We start from the raw sequence: 18,752 nt of genomic DNA, 5'->3' as shown, positions 1-18,752 counted from the left end.
ATGACGATTCATTGTCGATGCATTGATGAATAAATGACACGAGGCCCCTGAAATTAACGCTCTATTATCTGGGGATGAGGCAGGAGTGTCTGGTAATTCGGTTCTCAAGAAATCGATCAGAAGAGAGCCTGATCCGGAGAAGGAAAGACCAGATGTCTACCATGCGTGAACTTACGATTGCTGAACTCGACATTGTATCCGGTGGGTGTGGTGGCTGGCAGCCGCAGCACAGTGGGGGGTGCCATCCGGCTCCGTCTTGTGGTTCGCAGGTTTCCCTCTCCGGTATGATCGGTGCTTATGCCGGTTACCTCGCTGGAATGTATAATGTCGGTGCTGATTACTTCAATCACGCCAGTTGCTCGACCATCGCCAGCGCGTGGCAGAATGTGGGCGCTGACATGAAGCTCGGTTATTCCACCACGGCCAGCATGTCGGTGAAGGATGCGATGAGCTTCCTGCAGAGCACCATTTCGTCCATTCAGGGCGCGCAGAGCTGGGGCAATTGTGGCTGTCTTCTGGCTGAAAACACCATTTCTTTCCCGGCTTCGTCTGGCGGCGGTTTCGGCTGATCTACGTAGATTCGATTTAAAAAAGGCCGGAGCAGCGGTGCTCCGGCCTTTTTTGTGCTTTGAGCAGAGAGCCGTGTCTTACTTTTTCCCCGCAACAGCGGCGTCGAAGGCGTCCATGATGCGGGTGGAATAAACGAGCGCCGCGCCCGCATTGAGCGCAATGGCGACGCTCAGCGCTTCCCCGATTTCTTCGCGTGTGGCGCCAGCTTTGACGGCTTCTTCCGCATGGATGGTGATGCAGCCGTCGCAGCGTGTTGTGGCCGCCACGGCAAGGGCGATCAGTTCGCGTGTCTTGCCATCCAGATGGCCGCTTTTCTCTCCCGCGCCGTTTAGAGAGACGATTGCCGACACCGTATCGGGCGAGACAGAGGCGTAATTGCCGATGGCTTTTCCCAGATGCGCACGACGCTCGTTCCAGTCTGTCCAGTCGCTCATGAACATATCCTTGAATTACATGGGAAATGAGGAGGAGCGTCCGGCTTGATGGCCGCACTCCAATGCCGTTGTGGTAACGCGAAAGGGAATGGAGGCGGTTTCACCACTGCGTGAAACGTCGTCACGAGCCGGTGTGAAAAGGCGGCTTCTCTTGCTGGTGCGCCAGCGCCCGGCTATCGGCAGAATCATGAATGCCATGAATGATGCCACTCCTGATCGTGCCCAGCTCCGTGGAACCGCCACCGCAGGAACAAAAGGGCCTTATGCGCTGTATGAGGAGCGCGTGGCGGCGGGAACGCTCCGGCGCGATCCCGATCAGGAGCGCGTAGCGCGACGGTTGGACCGTCTGTGGTCGGAGTTGTCTGTCTGGCATCCTGAGAAGGCGGCGCCACCCGTGCCGAAGCGCAAGGGATTATGGGGCTTCGTCAGCGAAAAGCTCCCTGAGTTGTTCGAAAAAGGTGGGGCAAAGGATCAGGAGCCGCCCCGGGGTGTGTACATCGTGGGCCGCGTGGGCCGCGGCAAGACGATGCTCATGGACCTGTTCTTCTCCTGCGCGCCGGTGGCGAAGAAGCAGCGCATCCATTTCCTGACCTTCATGCAGGAAGTGCATCAGCGGATTCGCGCTCTCAAACAGGCGAATCCGGGCATCAGCGACCCGATTCCACCTCTGGCCCAGACCATCGCGCAGGACGCCAATCTGCTGTGTTTTGACGAGTTCCAGATCAACGATATCGCAGACGCCATGATTCTCGGCCGGCTGTTCGAGGCTTTGTTCGCGGCCAAGGTGGTGATTGTGGCCACCTCCAACACCGTGCCGGGCGATCTGTTCCAGAACCGCCCGGGCGCGGACGCTTTCAAGCCGTTCATCGCGATCATCCAGCGGCATCTGGACACGGAAGAACTCGATTCGGAGACCGATTACCGACGCGGACGCGAGCAGGATGACGCGACATGGATCGTGCCGGCGGACGAGACGGCGCGCAGGCGGCTCGACAACATCGTGGCGCGTTATGGGCAGGGACATACGCCTCAGGCCGTCACTCTGGAGTTCAGTGGACGGAGTCTGCCCATTCCGCACGCACAGGGACCGGTTGCACGGTTCGATTTCACGTCACTGTGTAGTCGCCCTCTTGGCCCCAACGATTTTCTGGCCATCGCGCATCGTTTTCCCGTGATCGTGATCGACGACATTCCCGAGCTTGGGCCGGACGACGCCAACGTGGCGCGGCGATTCATCACCTTCATTGATGCGCTCTACGACAACGGAAATCTGCTGTTTGTCTCGGCGGATGCGCGCCCCGACGATCTTTTCCCGGCGGGAGAAGGTGCGGACGCCTTCGCGCGCACGGCCTCACGTCTGATGGAGATGAGCAGCGAGAGCTGGCTGGCCCGTGCGCACGCGCCGGGAGGGTGCCTCTCCAGACCGTGACAGCCCGTGGTCTTGTTCCCCCTTCCGGCGCGGTCTAGCTGATCTTTCAGGCGACCCGGCATCGGCGGGTTGGAACCGGGTCCCTCGATCCGGCGGAAACGAAGGCGTGCGGGTCATGACGACAGTCACGGCAAAAAACGACGGATCAGTGCACGACGCCTCTGCAGGCGTTACCGGTTCTTCAACATCTGAATCAACAGTCATGCGGGAACGGCTGACGGGCCGGTATCCGGCGGTGGCATGCCACGCCACTCCCGCAGGCCACGGACGAGACAAGGGAGTGTTCTGAAGATGGCGGGCAGCGATCTCCTAACGGCTGCGCTCAACGGCAGCAACATCGCCTACGTGGCGGATCTTTACGCACGATGGGCACAGGATCCCAAAAGCGTCGATCCCTCTTTCGCGGATCTGTTCGCGTCGATGGACGACGAGAGCGCTTCAATCCTCAAGGATGCGGCGGGGGCCTCCTGGGCGCCGCACCAGTCCATCATCACCGGAGATGAACCGCCAGCGGTTCCCGCCGGCGCCAAGGGGACTGGGAAAGCCGCAGGTCTTTCGGCATCCGATAGTCTGGCCGTAGCGCAACTCGTGCGGGCGTTCCGTGAGTTTGGTCATCTGGAAGCGCGGACCGATCCTCTCGGGTTGAAGGTTCCGGCTCCCGCCGTTGAGCTTGATCCGACGACCTATGGCTTTGGCGCCAAGGATCTGGACCGCCCCGTCTATGTCGGCAGCCTGCTCTCACCGCTGCTCAAGGGGCGCGATACGGCTACAGTCAAGGAGATCGTGGCGGCCCTGCGCGGCGTGTATTGCGGTCCGATCGGCGCGGAATACATGTATGCCCGCAACGAGGAGCAGCGCGAGTGGTTCCGGGCGCGGCTTGAAGGCGACAACTGGCAGGCTAGTGTCACGGTCGAGGAACAGAAGGCAATCCTCGCCAATCTGACGGAAGCGGAAGGTTTCGAGTCCTTCTGCCAGAAGCGGTATGTCGGGGCAAAGCGGTTCGGTCTTGAGGGGGGCGAGGTCTCGATCCCGGCTCTTCACGCTGTCATCGATCAGGTGGCGCAGCAGGGTGTGAAATCCGTAGCTATCGGCATGGCGCATCGTGGCCGTCTGAACACCCTCGTCAATGTGGTGCGCAAGCCGTACGTGGCGATCTTCAACGAATTCGCAGGTGGGTCGTTCAAGCCCGATAACGTGGCGGGGTCAGGGGATGTGAAATACCATCTTGGCTCCTCCACGGACGTGGAGATTGGTGGTCACCCGGTCCATATTTCGCTCCAGCCCAATCCTTCGCATCTGGAAGCGGTCGATCCCGTGGTGTGCGGTAAGGTGCGCGCGGCGCAGGACGATGACGGCGACACTGAGACGCGCCTGTCGCATATGGCGATCCAGATCCACGGGGACGCGGCTTTCGCCGGTCAGGGCGTGGTGTACGAGACGCTGTCGATGTCGCAGCTTGAGGGCTATCGCACCGGTGGATCCGTCCACATCATCGTCAACAATCAGATCGGCTTCACCACCAACCCGGTAAACGGCCATTCCGGCATCTACGGTTCCGACATGGCCAAGGCCATCGAGGCCCCGGTACTGCACGTCAATGGCGATGACGCTGAAGCGGTGGTCTATGTCTCGCGTCTGGCAGCGGATTACCGGCAGAAATTTGCCAGCGACATCGTGCTCGATATCGTCTGTTACCGTCGCAACGGCCATAATGAGACGGATGAGCCGGCCTTCACGCAGCCTGTGATGTACAAGGCCATTGGTGCGCATGCGACGCCGCATACGATCTATGCCGAACATCTGGTGAAGTCGGGCGTGTTGTCCGAGGACGAGGTAAAGGCGCAGTGGGATGCTTTCCACGCCAAGCTGGATGAGGACTTCAAGGCGGCCCAGTCCTACAAGGTGAACAAAGCCGACTGGCTGGAGGGAGGCTGGACCGGACTGACGGCGCCACCCAAGGCGGGAGAAGTGGCCAAGGTCGAGACCGGCATCTCCAAGGATGCGCTTCTGAAAATTGGCGCGGCCATCACGAAAGTGCCGGAAGGCTTCGATCTCAACAGCAAGATTGCGCGTCAGCTCAAGGCTAAGACAAAAGCCATCGAGACGGGTGAGGGCATCGACTGGGCCACGGGTGAGGCGCTGGGCTTGGGCTCCCTCCTGCTCGAGAAACACCGCGTGCGTCTGTCGGGTGAAGACGTGCAGCGCGGCACGTTCAGTCAGCGTCATGCCGTGGTGTTCGATCAGACGACGCAGGCGCCTTACACGCTGCTCAACCATATCGATGACGCTCAGGCGAAAATCGATATCTGGAACTCGCATCTTTCCGAGTTCGGTGTGCTGGGCTTCGAGTATGGCTACACCATGCACAACCCCAACACGCTGGTATTGTGGGAAGCGCAGTTCGGTGACTTCGCCAATGGCGCACAGGTCATCATCGATCAGTTCATCGCCTCGGGTGAGACGAAGTGGCTGCGGATGTCCGGCCTCGTGATGCTGTTGCCGCATGGGTATGAGGGGCAGGGACCGGAGCATTCCTCCGCCCGTCTGGAGCGCTATCTCCAGCTTTGCGCCGAAGACAACATGTTCGTGTGCAACATCACGACGCCTGCGAACTATTTCCATGCGCTGCGTCGTCAGCTCAAGCTGCCTTACCGCAAGCCGCTGATCCTGATGGAGCCGAAGTCACTGCTGCGTCACAAGCTGGCGGTGTCCGAACTGTCCGCATTCGAGACGGGTACGAGTTTCCTCCCGGTGATCGGAGAGATCGATGCCCTGACCGACACTGCAGTCGAGCGTGTCGTGATCTGCTCGGGCAAGGTCTATTACGACCTGCTTCAGGAGCGCCGCGACCAGAAGCTGGACAAGGTGGCGATCATCCGTCTGGAGCAGTTCTATCCGTTCCCCGAGGCCGAACTGGCGGCGGAACTGAAGCGCTATCCCAATGCGAAAGACATCGTGTGGTGCCAGGAAGAAACCCGCAACGGTGGTGGTTGGCACTTTGTGGATCGTCTGATCGAGGGCGCGCTGGACAAGGCCGGACACAAAGTCGGGCGTCCGATCTATGTCGGTCGTGCGGCGGCGGCCAGCCCGGCGACGGGTCTGGCCAAGACGCATGCGGCGGAGCAGGCGGCTCTCGTGAAAGACGCGGTGGGGCTGTGATGGAGAGAGGGGGAGCCGGGCTGCCATGATGGGGCTCCGGTTCCCAAGGTATGACCGCTCGCGTAGCTGTCTCGCAGACGTGATGACAGGTGCCGGGTGCGTGAATTCCGATGACTGCCGGATGGCGGCATAACGCGAGGACGCCGGGTTGCGGGTTGAAAGAGCTGCAACACGTGGATTCGAAAAGGGAAGTGGAAGCGAGATGTCAGTCGAGATCAAGGTGCCGACGCTGGGCGAGAGTGTCACGTCGGCGACTGTTGCGAAGTGGCTGAAGAAGGCGGGCGATCAGGTCGCGGAAGACGAGCCCGTTGCTGAACTCGAAACAGACAAGGTCACGGTCGAGGTTCCGGCCCCACAGGCCGGAGTTCTCGGGCAGCCCGCAGTCAAGGAAGGGGACGAGGTCGAGGTTGGCACGGTTCTGACCACCCTTGAGCCCGGTGCTTCGGGCAAGACGGCCGCCAAGCCCGCTCCGGCTCCGAAGGCCGAAGCACCCAAGGCTCCGGCCCCTGCCGCGAAAGCCGCACCAGCCCCGGCGACGAAATCTGCGGCTCCCGAGGTCGATGCCGCCGCCGCTCTTCCGTCTGCCCGCAAGCTGATGGCGGAGAACAATCTCTCGGCACAGCAGATCGGCAGCGGTTCCGGCAAGGATGGTCGTATCACCAAGGGCGATGTGCAGGCGTTTCTGACACAGCCTTCTGTTGCTACACAGGCTCCGGCCAAGCCGCCGCGTCAGGACGATCCGCGTGAAGAGCGTGTGAAAATGACGCGCCTGCGTCGTACGATTGCGCGCCGTCTGAAAGACGCGCAGAACACGGCGGCGATGCTGACGACCTTCAACGAGATCGACATGTCGGCGGCCAAGCAGATGCGCGTCGATTTTCAGGATCTCTTCGTCAAGAAATACGGTGTGAAGCTGGGCTTCATGTCGATTTTCTCGAAGGCCGTGATCGCGGCTCTGGCTGAGTTCCCGGCGATCAATGCCGAGATCGATGGCGAGGACGTCATCTATCGCAACTTTGTCAATCTCGGCATTGCCGTGGGCGGCCCGAACGGTCTGGTCGTGCCGGTGATCAAGGACGCCGAGAAGCTGAGCCATGCCGAGATCGAGAAGAAGATCGCGGGCTTTGGCAAGGCAGCGCGGGAAGGCACGCTTAAGATCGATGATCTGGCAGGCGGCACCTTCTCCATCACCAATGGTGGCATCTATGGCTCCATGCTGTCCACGCCGATCCTGAACGCGCCGCAGTCGGGCATTCTGGGGATGCACAACATCGTGGATCGTCCGGTCGCCGTGAACGGCAAGGTCGAGATACGCCCGATCATGTATGTGGCGCTGTCCTATGACCACCGCATTGTGGACGGAAAGGAAGCGGTCAGTTTCCTCGTGGCGGTGAAGAAGTATGTTGAGGAGCCGCGCAGCCTTCTGCTCGGACTCTGAAGTTAAGGCAGAGGGCGTGTCTGCGGTCCGTTGGACCGGAGGCGCGCCTTTGTCTGTTGAGGGGAAGTCATCGGGCTTTCCACGTTCCGGCGCCGTCAGGGCCGGGGCGCACCATACCTGACGATGGACGCGCATGCGCCGTGCTGACACGACGGGCGTCGATCGGTTTCAAGCGGGACGGAGAAACATGGCTATCGAGATCAAGGTTCCGGCACTCGGCGAAAGCGTCACCTCGGCCACGGTTGGCAAGTGGCTCAAGCAGCCGGGAGACGCGGTTGCGGTGGACGAGCCGGTGGTCGAATTGGAAACCGACAAGGTGACTGTCGAGGTTCCGGCTCCGGCTACGGGTGTGCTGGAAAGCCACGTTGCCAAGGAAGGCGATGAGGTCGAGGTCGGTGCAGTGCTGGCCACGCTGTCGGAGGGCGCGAAGGCCGCATCCAAACCGGCCGCCGCTCCGGCCCCGAAGGCCGAGGCTCCTGTGGCCGCGAAAAAGCCAGCTCCCGCCGCTTCCGAAGCGCCGTCCGAGACCGATTACGATATCGTGGTGATCGGTGCTGGTCCCGGCGGTTATGTCTGTGCCATCCGCGCGGCTCAGCTTGGATTCAAGGTGGCGTGTGTTGAGAAGCGCGCGACACTTGGTGGCACCTGCCTGAACGTGGGCTGCATTCCGTCCAAGGCGCTGCTTCAGTCATCCGAGAACTATCACGCGGCCAAGACCGAATTCGCCACGCATGGCATCGACATCGAAGGCATCAAGCTGAATCTGGCCCAGATGCAGAAGCGCAAGTCCGGCATTGTCGAAGCCAACGTCAAGGGCGTGGAATATCTCTTCAAGAAGAACGGCATCACCTGGCTCAAGGGTGAAGGCAAGATTCAGGGCACGGGTAAGCTGACCGTTGCGGGCAAGCCTGTGACGGCAAAGCACATCATCATTGCTTCGGGCAGCGACAGTGCGGGCCTGAAGGGTGTCGATGTGGACGAGAAAACCATCGTCACCTCCACGGGTGCGCTGGAACTCTCGGCGGTGCCGAAGAAGCTGGTCGTCATCGGCGGTGGCGTGATCGGCCTTGAGCTTGGCAGCGTGTGGCACCGTCTGGGCGCCGATGTCACGGTTATCGAGTTCCTCGATCGCTTGATTCCCGGCACGGACAATGAGATCGAAGCGGCGTTCCGCAAGATCCTGACCAAGCAGGGTCTCAAGCTGAAATTGGGTCACAAGGTCACGAAGGCGGAAAAGACCGGGAAAGGCGTGAAGCTTTCGGTGGAGCCGTCGGCCGGTGGTGCAGTGGAGACGCTGGATGCGGATATCGTGCTGCTGGCCATTGGACGCACGGCGGCCAGTGAAAACATGGGGCTGAAAGAAGCGGGCATTGCGCTCGACAACCGTGGTCGTATTGAAGTGGACGATCACTTCGCGACGAGCGCTCCCGGCATTTACGCCATTGGCGATGTGATCCGTGGCCCGATGCTGGCGCACAAGGCCGAGGAAGAGGGTGTGGCAGTTGCCGAAATTCTCGCCGGTCAGGCTGGGCATGTGAACTATGACGCCATTCCGGGCGTGATTTATACATGGCCGGAAGTGGCGACAGTGGGCTTCAGCGAAGAGCAACTGAAGGAAAAGGGTGTCGCTTATAAGGTCGGCAAGTTCCCCTTCATGGCGAACGGACGTGCGCGTGCATTGGGCATGACGGACGGCTTCGTAAAAGTCATTGCAGATGCCAAGACAGATCGTGTTCTGGGTGTACACATCATCGGGCCGTGTGCGGGTGAACTGATTGCTGAATGCACGATGGCGATCGAGTTTGGGGCATCGTCCGAGGATATCGGTCGCGTGTGTCATGCTCATCCGACGCTGAGCGAGGCGGTGAAGGAAGCAGCACTCGGTGTGAACGGTGGATCGTTGAATATCTGAAGACAGAAACTATCGCGTCCTGAATGATATTTCGGAGAGGCGTACAGTTTGTGGAGCGGAGATGGCGGAAACGCTGTCTCCGCTTTTTTTGTTGAACGGCGTTTGGTTCTGTTTTGCCGAAAGTGGCCGGAGGCGAAGGGCGGGACGCACCTCTGCAATAATCCCGTAACAGCGGAATGGTGACGGGCAGCACAGAAATATCCTACGATGTTTCGAGAAGGCGAACGTTGCGCATTGTGGCGCGACAAACGCAAACGATACTTCAGGGACGGTTATGGGAAATCAGGTTTATTCCGTCTGGTCACAATTGAATGGGCTTTTGCCTGTCGTGCTCGGATATGTGGGGCAGTTTATACTGGCCTTGATTGTTCTTTTTATCGGTTGGAAACTTGTCAACGCAGTGACCCGCGCAATGGGCCGCATGATGTCAGCAAGTCATATAGAGCCGACACTGCGTGGGTTTTTGCTGAGTGTCGTCGGGCTGTTTCTGAAAGCTCTTCTGCTGATCAGCGTGGCGTCCATGGTCGGCATTGCGACGACGTCGTTTGTCGCGGTTCTCGGTGCTGCGGGTCTGGCGGTCGGCATGGCATTGCAGGGTAGTCTTGCGAACTTTGCTGGTGGTGTTTTGATTCTTCTGTTTCGCCCATTCAAGGTGGGAGATTCAATCACGGCAGGGGGAAGCTCCGGTACGGTGACATCGATCGAGATGTTCCGCACTGTTCTGCTCGATGCGAATAACGAAATAATCTTTATCCCCAACGGAACATTGTCGAACAACATCGTCGTCAACAGTTCGGAGTCGGAAAGGCTTCTGGGGTCTGTCAGTTTGCTGATCGATTACAATGACGATCTCGACAAGGCTCGCGCGCTGCTTCTGGGGTTAACGGAGCAGGACGAACGGGTGCTTAAAGATCCAGCACCTTCGGTTTCCTTCCTTCCGAAGCCTGCAAATATTCAGGTGACGCTTGGGTTCTGGTGCGCTCCGGGCGATGTTTCATCACTGGTTGGAAAATATTCCGAGGAATCCATCAAAGTGCTTCAGAAAGCTGGCTATCGTCTTGGCGTAACGGCGCGAGCGGCAGCATGAAGCATGCTGGGTCGGGTTTTAGAAAAAAGGGTGAAGAGATAACCGATCATTGATCTCTCTGCCTTCCGATGTGGGTACATAAAAAAGGCCCGGTTCCGCAAACTGCGAGACCGGGCCTTTTTACATTCAGAGTGGAGCGACCGAAAAAGTCGCTCCCGTCACCGCAATCAGAACGGCGCGTCGATATCGACGACGTCGATCAGCTTGTGGTTGACGAACTCCTTGATGCCGAGGTCGATCAGCTCACGGCCGAAGCCGGAACGCAGCACACCACCGAACGGCAGGTCTGCCTTCACCATTGTCGGATGGTTGATGTAGACCATGCCGGTCTCGATCTGCTCGGCCACGCGCTCGCCGCGGGCTTCGTCCTTGGTGAAGACCGAACCGCCAAGACCATACGGGCTGTCATTGGCCACGCGGATCGCCTCGGCTTCGTCCTTCACGCGGAACAGCAGCGTGACGGGGCCGAAGAACTCTTCGCGCATCGCCGGGTTGTCGTCCTTGAGGTTGGTGAGGATCACCGGACGGAAGAACGCACCCTGATTGGGCATTTCCAGCGGGATTTCTTCCGCTTTCGCACCTGCGGCAACCGCACCTTCGACCTGCTTTTTCAGATCGTCAGCAGCTTTCTGCGAAGACAGCGGAGCCAGCGTCGTGGCGGGGTCCATCGGGTCGCCCATTTTCAGCTTGGACACGCCCTCGCGGTAGCGCTTGACGAACTCGTCATAGACACCGTCCACGACGATCAGGCGTTTGGAGGACACACAGACCTGACCGGCGTTCCAGTGACGTCCGAAGACGGCCCAGTTTACGGTCTTCTCCAGATCGGCATCTTCCAGCACGATGAAGGCGTCTGCGCCACCCAGTTCCATGGTACACTTCTTCAGCGCCTGACCGGCTTCGGAAGCCAGACGTGCGCCAGCACCTTCGGAGCCTGTCAGAGCCAGACCGCGCACGCGGTGGTCGGCAAGGATGCGCGAGACCTGATCGTGCGTGGGGTAGAGGTTCTGAAACGCGCCTTTGGGCAGACCTGCCTTGATCATCAACTCGTCCATGGCGGCAGCACACTGCGGCACGTTGGAAGCGTGCTTGAGGACGACCGTGTTGCCGGCGGAGAGCTGCGGCGCGATGATGCGCGCGACCTGATAGAACGGAAAGTTCCACGGCTCGACGGCCAGTAGCACGCCCAGCGGCTGATGGATCACTTTCGCGCGGCCTTCGTCCTTGCTGGCGACGGGCAGATCCTGCGGGACCAGCAGCTTCTCGGCGTTCTTGGCATAGTATTCGAAGATCGCGGCAGACAGTTCCGTCTCGGCCTTGGATTCTGCGAAGATCTTGCCCATTTCCAGCGTCAGCAGCTTGGAGTAATCGTCGATGTTGGCACGCAGGATGTCGGCAGCGTTCTGCATGACCTTCGCGCGCTCGGCGAAGGAGGTCGTGCGCCACGACAGGAAAGCGCTGTGGGCTGCATCCAGTGCCGTGTTGATCTCGGCATCGGTCGAATTGGGGAACACCTTGATCTGTTCATTCGTGAACGGATTGGTTGTTGCGTAGGCCATCCTCTGTTCCTTTTTTCTTCTGCGCGAGGGGAAACCCGTGCCTGAGGACAGGCACGGTAAGCACGTCAGTTCCGGAAGTCGAGCACCACGCGTCCGTCGATGCGACCATGTTCGAGGTCGTCGAAGATGCGGTTGATGTTCTCCAGTTTGTCGGGCTTCACAACGCTGTGAATCTTTCCCTCAGCAAAGAAGGACAGCGCCTCGATCATGTCGAGACGCGTGCCCACGATGGATCCGCGGACCGTTGTTCCCGTCATGACCATGTCGAAGATCGACACCGGAAATTCACCCGGCGGCAGGCCATTGAGAACAATCGTTCCACCGCGTCGTGCATAGCCCATGGCCTGTGAAAAGGCGATACGGGAGACGGCCGTCACCAGCGCGCCATGCGCGCCGCCGACTTCCTTTTGCACGAAGGCCGCGGGGTCTGTGTCCTTGGCATTTACGGTCAGCGCCGCGCCCAGTTCCTTGGCGGTCTTCAGTTTTGTGTCATCGATATCGACGGCGATCATGTTTTTGCCCATGGCCACGCCGTACTGGATGGCCATCTGGCCCAGACCGCCCACGCCTGAGACCGCCACCCAGTCACCGGGCTTGGTGTCGGTCATTTTAAGACCTTTATAGACTGTCAGACCCGCGCACAGCACTGGTGCGATCTGGATCGGGTCTACGCCTTTGGGAATGTGTGCCACGTAGTTCGGGTCGGCCACGACATATTCCGCGAAGCAGCCGTTCACGGTGTAGCCCGTGTCTTGCTGCTTTTCACACAGCGTTTCCCAGCCGCCCAGACAGTGCTCGCAATGACCGCAGCTCGAATACAGCCACGGGACGCCGACCACATCGCCTTCCTTGATCCAGTTGACGTTGCTGCCAACCTGCACGACGTGGCCCACGCCCTCGTGGCCGGGGATGAATGGGGGTTTGGGTTTGGTGGGCCAGTCGCCACTCACGGCGTGCAGGTCCGTGTGACAGACGCCACAGGCGTCAACCTTCACCAGAATCTGGTTCTGATTGATCGTGGGAATGTCCAGCTCTTCGATTGTCAGCGGTTTGCCGAATTCGTGGGCGACCGCCGCTTTCATCTTGCCTGCCATGTCCCTTTTCCTTTCTTTTGTCCGATCCCTGAAATGAAAAACCCTGCCACCGGAGTGGCAGGGGCAGGGATCAGTTGGTTCCCAGTGCCTTCACGGCTTCGACCATCTTGCTCAGCACGGCTTGTGCGTCACCAAAGACCATCGAGCAGTTCTTCGCGAAGAACAGCGGGTTCTGCACGCCCGAATAGCCCGTGCCCTGACCACGTTTGATGACGAAGACCTGATGCGCCTGATCGGCGTTGAGGATCGGCATGCCGTAGATGGGGGAGGACTTGTCCGTGCGTGCGGAGGGGTTAACCACGTCGTTGGCGCCAATCACGAGCGCAACGTCAGTGGATTTGAAGCTGTCGTTGATGTCGTCCATGTCGTAGATCATGTCGTACGGCACGCCGGCTTCGGCGAGCAGCACGTTCATGTGACCGGGCATGCGACCCGCAACAGGGTGGATGGCGAACTTCACGTCCACGCCCGCTGCCTGAAGCAGCTTCACGAACTCGTAGAGCTTCTGCTGCGCCTGAGCCACCGCCAGACCGTAGCCCGGAATGATGATGACGCTCGACGCATAGCGCATGGTGGTGGCGGCATCGGCCGGATCGACCGATTTCATCTCGCCCTGCGGTCCCTTGGCCTGCTGGGAAGCCGCGCCGAAGTTGCTGAACAGCACGTTGGTGATCGAACGGTTCATGGCTTTCGCCATCAGCACCGTCAGCAGTGTGCCAGCCGAACCCACGACCATGCCCGCAATCATGAGCGCGGGATCGGCCATGACATAGCCTTCGAGACCCACGGCCAGACCTGTAAAGGCGTTGTAGAGCGAGATCACCACCGGCATGTCCGCGCCGCCGATAGGCACCGTCATGCACAGTCCGAAGAACAGCGCGCCAGCAAAGAACAGGAGAGCGTACAGGCCGCCTTCCGGCGCTCCGTTCATCTGCGCGATGACGGTCATGATGCCCAGCACGATCGTGCCAAGGAAGATGGCCAGGTTGAACACCTTCTGCCCACCGAAACGGATGGGATTGCGCATCTTGCCGTCAAGCTTGGCCCACGCAATCAGCGAGCCGGTCAGTGAGATACAGCCGATCAGCGCGCCTGTGACGGTCACGCCCAGATGCAGGGCCGAGCCGCCCGCGTGGTGCAGAAGTGCCACCGCTGCCACGGCTGCGGCCGAGCCGCCGCCCATACCGTTGAACAGCGCTACCATCTGCGGCATGGCCGTCATGGGGACCGTCCGTCCCTTGCGGCCCGCCCACAGGCCGCCCAGCAGAAGCGCAAGGACAGCCAGTCCGAGGTTGACGGGAAGATGCGGCAGCACATCTTCGGGCAGGTTGAAGACCTGAAGGAAGCTGGCCACGACCACGAAGGCCATGCCCCAGCCCGCGATGACGATGCCTCTGACGGCCGTGACCGGCGAAGACATGCCCTTGAGGCCGTAGATGAACAGTCCGGACGCAACCAGACCGCTCAGGGCCACAATGTATTCGAGCAGATTCATGATGCGCTCTTTTCGTCAGACTTGTTCGCCGGCTTGGTGGTGCTGGGCTTGAACATGGCCAGCATCCGGTCGGTCACGACATAGCCGCCCATCACGTTGCCCGCGCCGAACAGAACACCCAAGAAACCGATGATCTGTTCCGCCAGCGTGGTGGCCGAGAGCAGGGCGCTGAGCGCGCCCACCACGACGATACCGTGAATGAAGTTCGAGCCTGACATCAGCGGTGTGTGCAGGATCGACGGCACCCGGCTGATGACCACGTAGCCTGTGAACGCCGCCAGCATGAAGATGTAGAGGGCGATGATGAAAGTCATGGATGTGATGATCATGACGTCGGTCCTTTCGGCGCAGCAGGGGCCGGCGAAGGCTTCGGAGCCGCAGGTGCTGGGGCAGCCGGTGTGCCCTCGACCACGGCACGCACGCCATCATTGGTGATCTTGCCGTCATGGGTGACGAGTGTCTTGGCGATCACTTCATCCGTCAGATCCAGTGTCAGCTTGCCATCCTTGATGATCTGTTCGAGCAGATTGAGGATGTTCTTGGAATACAACTCACTGGCCTGCTCGCTGAGATAGGACGGCAGGTTGGTCGGACCGATAATGAGCGCAGGACCGACCTGAAGCGTCTCACCCGCCTTGGTGCCTTCGCAGTTGCCACCGCCTTCCGCGCCCATGTCCACGATGACGGAGCCGGGTTTCATGCGGGCGATCTGATCCGCGTCGATCAGGCGCGGCGCATGACGGCCCGGGACGGCAGCCGTGGTGACGATGAGATCGGCACGCGCGATATGATCGCTCAGCACCGACTTCACCTTGGCTTTTTCGGCGTCTGTCAGTTCGCGGGCGTACCCGCCCTGACCGGTGGCGTCCACGCCCGTATCCACGAATTTCGCACCCAGCGAGTGGGCTTCATCCTTCGTTTCCGGTCGGACGTCATAGCCTTCCGTCACCGCACCAAGACGGTGGGCGGTCGCCAGCGCCTGAAGCCCGGCCACACCAAGGCCCATGACCAGCACCTGCGCGGCCCGAAGGGAGCCGACGGCGGTGGTCATCATGGGGAGAATTTTGGGCATGTGCACGGTGCCGAGCAGCACCGCGTAGTAGCCCGCGAGTGTGGCCTGACTGGACAGGGCGTCCATGGCCTGCGCGCGGCTGATACGGGGGATCTGCTCCATTGCGAAACAGGAAATCTTCTTGTCCCGCAGTGCCTTCACCAGATCGGGATGAGTGCGCCCGTAGATGAAGGAGATGAGGATGGCTCCCGGTTTCATGACCTGCACAAGGTCGGGAGAGGGAGGATTCACTGCAAGGACGATATCGGCGGAAGCGACGAGGGATTTCTCGTCTTCCACGATGGAGGTGTCCTTGTAGGTGGCATCGGGAAAATAGGAAGTGAGACCGGCTCCGGCTTCGAGGGCGACGGACGCCCCCAGACGCTTGATGCGCTCCGCAACGACGGGCACCAGCGCAACGCGCCGTTCTCCTTCGTCCTTTTCCCTGATCGCGGCGATCGTAAGGCTCATGATCAGTTGTCCATGCTGGGTTGTGGCTATCTGCGGTCGGCAAGTGCTGACGTTGCCAGTGGGCTTGCCCGCCGAACGCCCGAGGACGCTAACGACTCTGTTATCAACCTGTGCGGCAAGGCTCCTTGACGTGTGTCAACTTCTGCAACGAAGGCAGGATTGCGTAGTTCATCCAGTTTCCCTGCACAGGAAAGACATTCGGCCTTCACGTTGGCCAAGTGACACTTTTTCATGTGCGATTTTCGACTGATATGAAGATTTCATGTCGGTGAATGGGGAAGGGCTTCCGGCTGGAAGGTATTTCCTCATTCGGACGCATTGGAACATGACCGCTGTGTCATATTCCCTCTTCTTGCTCTTTAAAGGGGGAGAGGGAAAGAAATGCCCTTGGCATAAGAAACGGATGGAAGGACGCTCTGACGCAGTATTATGTCGTATCGAGTGTGGAATATTTCCGGCAAAAGACGCAATAACAGGAATTGCATATATTAGGAGAAACGCAGATGGCTACCGGCTGGGCTCCTGACGGAGCCGTTCAGGATCAGATCGACGACACCGTGGCAGACGCGGTCAAACGCGCGCGGGCGCATATCCCCAAGGGAGAGAGCGCCATGCAGTGCGTGGAGTGTGGGGAAGACATTCCCCAAGCCAGACGACAGGCCGTGCCGGGTGTGAAACTGTGCATCGAATGCCAATCCGAGCGTGACAAACGGCCTGTATTCAGTGGGATCAACCGACGCGGCAGCAAGGACAGCCAGTTGCGCTGATTGCCCCTCTCTTTGTTGCGAAAAAGAGGGGCAATCCATTGATCTTACAGGTCCATTGAGAGCGAAAACTTGAAGGTCTGAGGTTCACCCATTGTCAGATAGCCTTGATAAGCGGATGCCCAGTAGCGTTGGTTATTGATGTTCTCGACACTGAAGCGTGCCGTCATCGGCTTTTTATCGACAAGGAAGACATAGCGAGCGCCGAGATCAAATCGGGTCCATGCGGGAAGATGCATGGAGTTGGAGACCGTAACCTGCTGTTTGCCTGTGCTGACCACACGCCCGATAACGGTCAGTCCTTTGAGGAAAGGCACATCGTATTCGAGATTGCCGTTAATCATGTAGTTCGGCACACCGATGGCGGTTTTTCCGTTATAGGGGCCGCCTCTGGTGTTGGCATCGATCAGCGAGATACCACCGTTGTAGCGAAGGCCGGGGAGAATATCTCCATTGAAGGTGAGTTCCATGCCTTTGGCGCGTTCATTGGCGATGGTATAGATTGATTGTCCAGTGGTTCCATAGGCCTCGGCTACGCCATAACGGCGCGTAAGCTGATAGAACGCAAGTCCTACGGCAAAGCGGCCGATGTCGTATTTGGCACCGACTTCGTATTGAGTGCTTTGGTAAGGGGCGAATGAATAGCCCGCGTTTACATAATTCGCGCCGACAAGATCGCCTTTCTGAAGACCTTGAATACGATTGAAATACAGTGCGAAGTTCTTGATGGGATGGATGACAAGCCCGATGACGGGAGAGAATGCGTGTTGATCGTAGCTTGCGTTCTTATTCCCTGTTCCATAATCATAGTTATTGGCAAGGATGTTCTGGAATCGAAAGCCGCCTGTGAGCGCGATGCGATCTCCCCAGAACTTCATCGTGTCGGACAGGACAAAACTGTAGAGCTTGTTGAAACCCACGCGGCCCGGATTTTTTAGACTTCCTCCCGAATAGTCTTCGATATGATTTTTAATCGCCTTTGTGTCGTAAATATTTCCAGTGTATGTATTTGCCCAGTTCATTGAGTAGGCCGAATCAATGTCCTGCCAAATGGCGTCCGCGCCAGCGTTGATCTCATGTTTGATCGGGCCTGTCGTATAGTTTGCCCGCACGCCAGCTTTGACGCTCTCGTTCATGAAATTATAGGCATCGGACATGGCGCCGATGGTGGCATCGCCCGTGCGGGCATTCGTAAGGGTCGGCGTTGAATAATCTCCCATTTCATTGCCGCTCTGAGCACCGAATGAGCCATAAGCGGTAATGTGTTTATCAAAATCATGTTCGACGTTCATCATGCCGAACAGATATTTGAGATTGGAATACGCCCATTTCTGTGACCAGTTATGGGAGGGGCTTGGCGCGCGAGGAGCCTTGATAACGCCGTCCAGACCGGATGTCAGAATGCCAGCGCGACCGCCGTAAATATCCTGCTGCTGATAGGCCATATCGAGATTGATGCGCGTTTTCTCATCGTGCCAGTCGAATGCTCCGCCAAGGGCAATGTCGTCACGCTTTTCAAAATTGATGGCGTCGTAACCATCCATGCCGGCCGCATTGAAACGGAAGCCGAACTGGCGCTCGTCACCAAAGCGCCGACTGATATCAACGGCCCCACCACCACGTCCGGGGCTTGTGTAATCGCCTGTAATGCGCGTCAGATCTTTTTCGCGCGCATGTTTGAATTCAAGATTGATGTTGCCACCCACACCGGAGCCACCCGGAGCCGCGCCGAAGAGAAAGCCGTTCGCACCGTTGAGCACCTGCACATTGTCATAAAGCTGCGGTGAGACAAGCTGACGCGGCGTAATGCCATACAGACCGTCAATCGAGACATCGTCGCCATAGAGCACGTTTCCGCGGATTTGGAAGACCTGCGCAAAATTGCCGTAGCCGGTGGTGGTGCGCACGGTCGGGTCGTTGTCGAGCACTTCCCCAAGCGTTTGCGCTTGCTGATTTTCGATCAGAGAGGATTTGTAGTTGCGAACGCTAAAAGGAACGTCAATGCCGCGCTTTTTTCCAAGAATGCCAAGGTTGCCACCACTGCTGACATACATCCGGTTTCCTCGTGCCGCCGTGACGATGATGCGTTCGACACGTGTCGCTTCCGTTTCCGCCGTAGGAGTTTTGGAAGGGCGCGTTTTAGAGGGAGTGGCAGCGGTGTCCACACTGCTCTCGGCAGCATGGGCTGGGTGTATCCTCAACGACAAGAGGAGGGCTGTTGCCAGAAGAAATGTTGTGCGGTTCGACAACTTTTCTTTCAGCCCTGATGTGATGTGGCCAGTCATGGTG

At 59.0% G+C, this 18,752-nt stretch carries 14 protein-coding genes; 7 read left to right on the top strand and 7 right to left on the bottom strand.

Features of this window, described 5'->3' with window-relative positions:
* Positions 1 to 152: 152 nt before the first annotated feature.
* Complete coding sequence (locus KUA11_RS11355; protein ID WP_217410403.1) at positions 153 to 569, top strand: hypothetical protein; 417 nt, start codon at positions 153 to 155, stop codon at positions 567 to 569.
* A 78-nt stretch (positions 570 to 647) separates the two neighbouring features.
* On the opposite strand, the gene KUA11_RS11350 is transcribed toward KUA11_RS11355, so the two are convergent.
* Complete coding sequence (locus tag KUA11_RS11350; RefSeq protein WP_217410402.1) at positions 648 to 1,004, bottom strand: carboxymuconolactone decarboxylase family protein; 357 nt, start codon at positions 1,002 to 1,004, stop codon at positions 648 to 650.
* A 187-nt stretch (positions 1,005 to 1,191) separates the two neighbouring features.
* On the opposite strand from KUA11_RS11350, the gene zapE reads away from it, so the two are divergent.
* The 5 genes from zapE (at position 1,192) to KUA11_RS11325 (ending at position 10,029) form a co-directional block, all read left to right on the top strand.
* The gene (gene zapE, locus KUA11_RS11345; protein ID WP_408744190.1) at positions 1,192 to 2,433 is read left to right on the top strand and encodes a cell division protein ZapE; all 1,242 of its coding nucleotides are present in this window, start codon (positions 1,192 to 1,194) and stop codon (positions 2,431 to 2,433) included.
* 291 nt (positions 2,434 to 2,724) lie between these two features.
* Entirely contained in the window at positions 2,725 to 5,592 is a 2,868-nt protein-coding gene (locus KUA11_RS11340) for a 2-oxoglutarate dehydrogenase E1 component (RefSeq protein ID WP_217410401.1), read from the top strand.
* 202 nt (positions 5,593 to 5,794) lie between these two features.
* Positions 5,795 to 7,030 carry a 2-oxoglutarate dehydrogenase complex dihydrolipoyllysine-residue succinyltransferase gene (gene odhB, locus KUA11_RS11335; protein WP_217410400.1) on the top strand — a complete coding sequence of 412 codons (1,236 nt, stop codon included), beginning with the start codon at positions 5,795 to 5,797 and terminating at the stop codon, positions 7,028 to 7,030.
* Between the two features lie 187 nt (positions 7,031 to 7,217).
* On the top strand, positions 7,218 to 8,942 hold the full coding sequence (gene lpdA / locus KUA11_RS11330) for a dihydrolipoyl dehydrogenase (protein WP_217410399.1): 1,725 nt from the start codon (positions 7,218 to 7,220) through the stop codon (positions 8,940 to 8,942).
* A 274-nt stretch (positions 8,943 to 9,216) separates the two neighbouring features.
* Positions 9,217 to 10,029 carry a mechanosensitive ion channel family protein gene (locus KUA11_RS11325; RefSeq protein WP_217410398.1) on the top strand — a complete coding sequence of 271 codons (813 nt, stop codon included), beginning with the start codon at positions 9,217 to 9,219 and terminating at the stop codon, positions 10,027 to 10,029.
* A gap of 167 nt (positions 10,030 to 10,196) precedes the next feature.
* Here the strand turns inward: KUA11_RS11325 and KUA11_RS11320 are convergent, their stop codons facing one another.
* The 5 genes from KUA11_RS11320 to KUA11_RS11300 all read right to left on the bottom strand — a co-directional run bounded on the left by KUA11_RS11320 (position 10,197) and on the right by KUA11_RS11300 (position 15,699).
* On the bottom strand, positions 10,197 to 11,588 hold the full coding sequence (locus KUA11_RS11320) for an NAD-dependent succinate-semialdehyde dehydrogenase (protein WP_217410397.1): 1,392 nt from the start codon (positions 11,586 to 11,588) through the stop codon (positions 10,197 to 10,199).
* Between the two features lie 65 nt (positions 11,589 to 11,653).
* Positions 11,654 to 12,682 carry an alcohol dehydrogenase AdhP gene (gene adhP / locus KUA11_RS11315; protein ID WP_048883801.1) on the bottom strand — a complete coding sequence of 343 codons (1,029 nt, stop codon included), beginning with the start codon at positions 12,680 to 12,682 and terminating at the stop codon, positions 11,654 to 11,656.
* Between the two features lie 70 nt (positions 12,683 to 12,752).
* Entirely contained in the window at positions 12,753 to 14,177 is a 1,425-nt protein-coding gene (locus KUA11_RS11310) for an NAD(P)(+) transhydrogenase (Re/Si-specific) subunit beta (RefSeq protein WP_217410396.1), read from the bottom strand.
* On the bottom strand, positions 14,174 to 14,506 hold the full coding sequence (locus tag KUA11_RS11305; protein ID WP_217410395.1) for an NAD(P) transhydrogenase subunit alpha part 2: 333 nt from the start codon (positions 14,504 to 14,506) through the stop codon (positions 14,174 to 14,176). Before KUA11_RS11305 ends, KUA11_RS11310 begins: the two co-directional genes overlap by 4 nt.
* Entirely contained in the window at positions 14,503 to 15,699 is a 1,197-nt protein-coding gene (locus KUA11_RS11300; RefSeq protein WP_217410394.1) for an NAD(P) transhydrogenase subunit alpha, read from the bottom strand. Before KUA11_RS11300 ends, KUA11_RS11305 begins: the two co-directional genes overlap by 4 nt.
* 503 nt (positions 15,700 to 16,202) lie before the next feature.
* Between KUA11_RS11300 and KUA11_RS11295 the strand changes: the two genes are divergently transcribed.
* The gene (locus KUA11_RS11295) at positions 16,203 to 16,466 is read left to right on the top strand and encodes a DksA/TraR family C4-type zinc finger protein (RefSeq protein WP_217410393.1); all 264 of its coding nucleotides are present in this window, start codon (positions 16,203 to 16,205) and stop codon (positions 16,464 to 16,466) included.
* A gap of 44 nt (positions 16,467 to 16,510) precedes the next feature.
* Here the strand turns inward: KUA11_RS11295 and KUA11_RS11290 are convergent, their stop codons facing one another.
* On the bottom strand, positions 16,511 to 18,748 hold the full coding sequence (locus KUA11_RS11290; RefSeq protein WP_217410392.1) for a TonB-dependent receptor: 2,238 nt from the start codon (positions 18,746 to 18,748) through the stop codon (positions 16,511 to 16,513).
* Positions 18,749 to 18,752: the final 4 nt, after the last annotated feature.

The sequence above is a fragment of the Acetobacter estunensis genome, from assembly GCF_019083805.1.
Classification (GTDB): Bacteria; Pseudomonadota; Alphaproteobacteria; order Acetobacterales; family Acetobacteraceae; genus Acetobacter; species Acetobacter estunensis_A.
The sequence above is the reverse complement of the archived record's forward strand: the minus strand, read 5'-3'. Positions and strand labels throughout refer to the sequence as shown.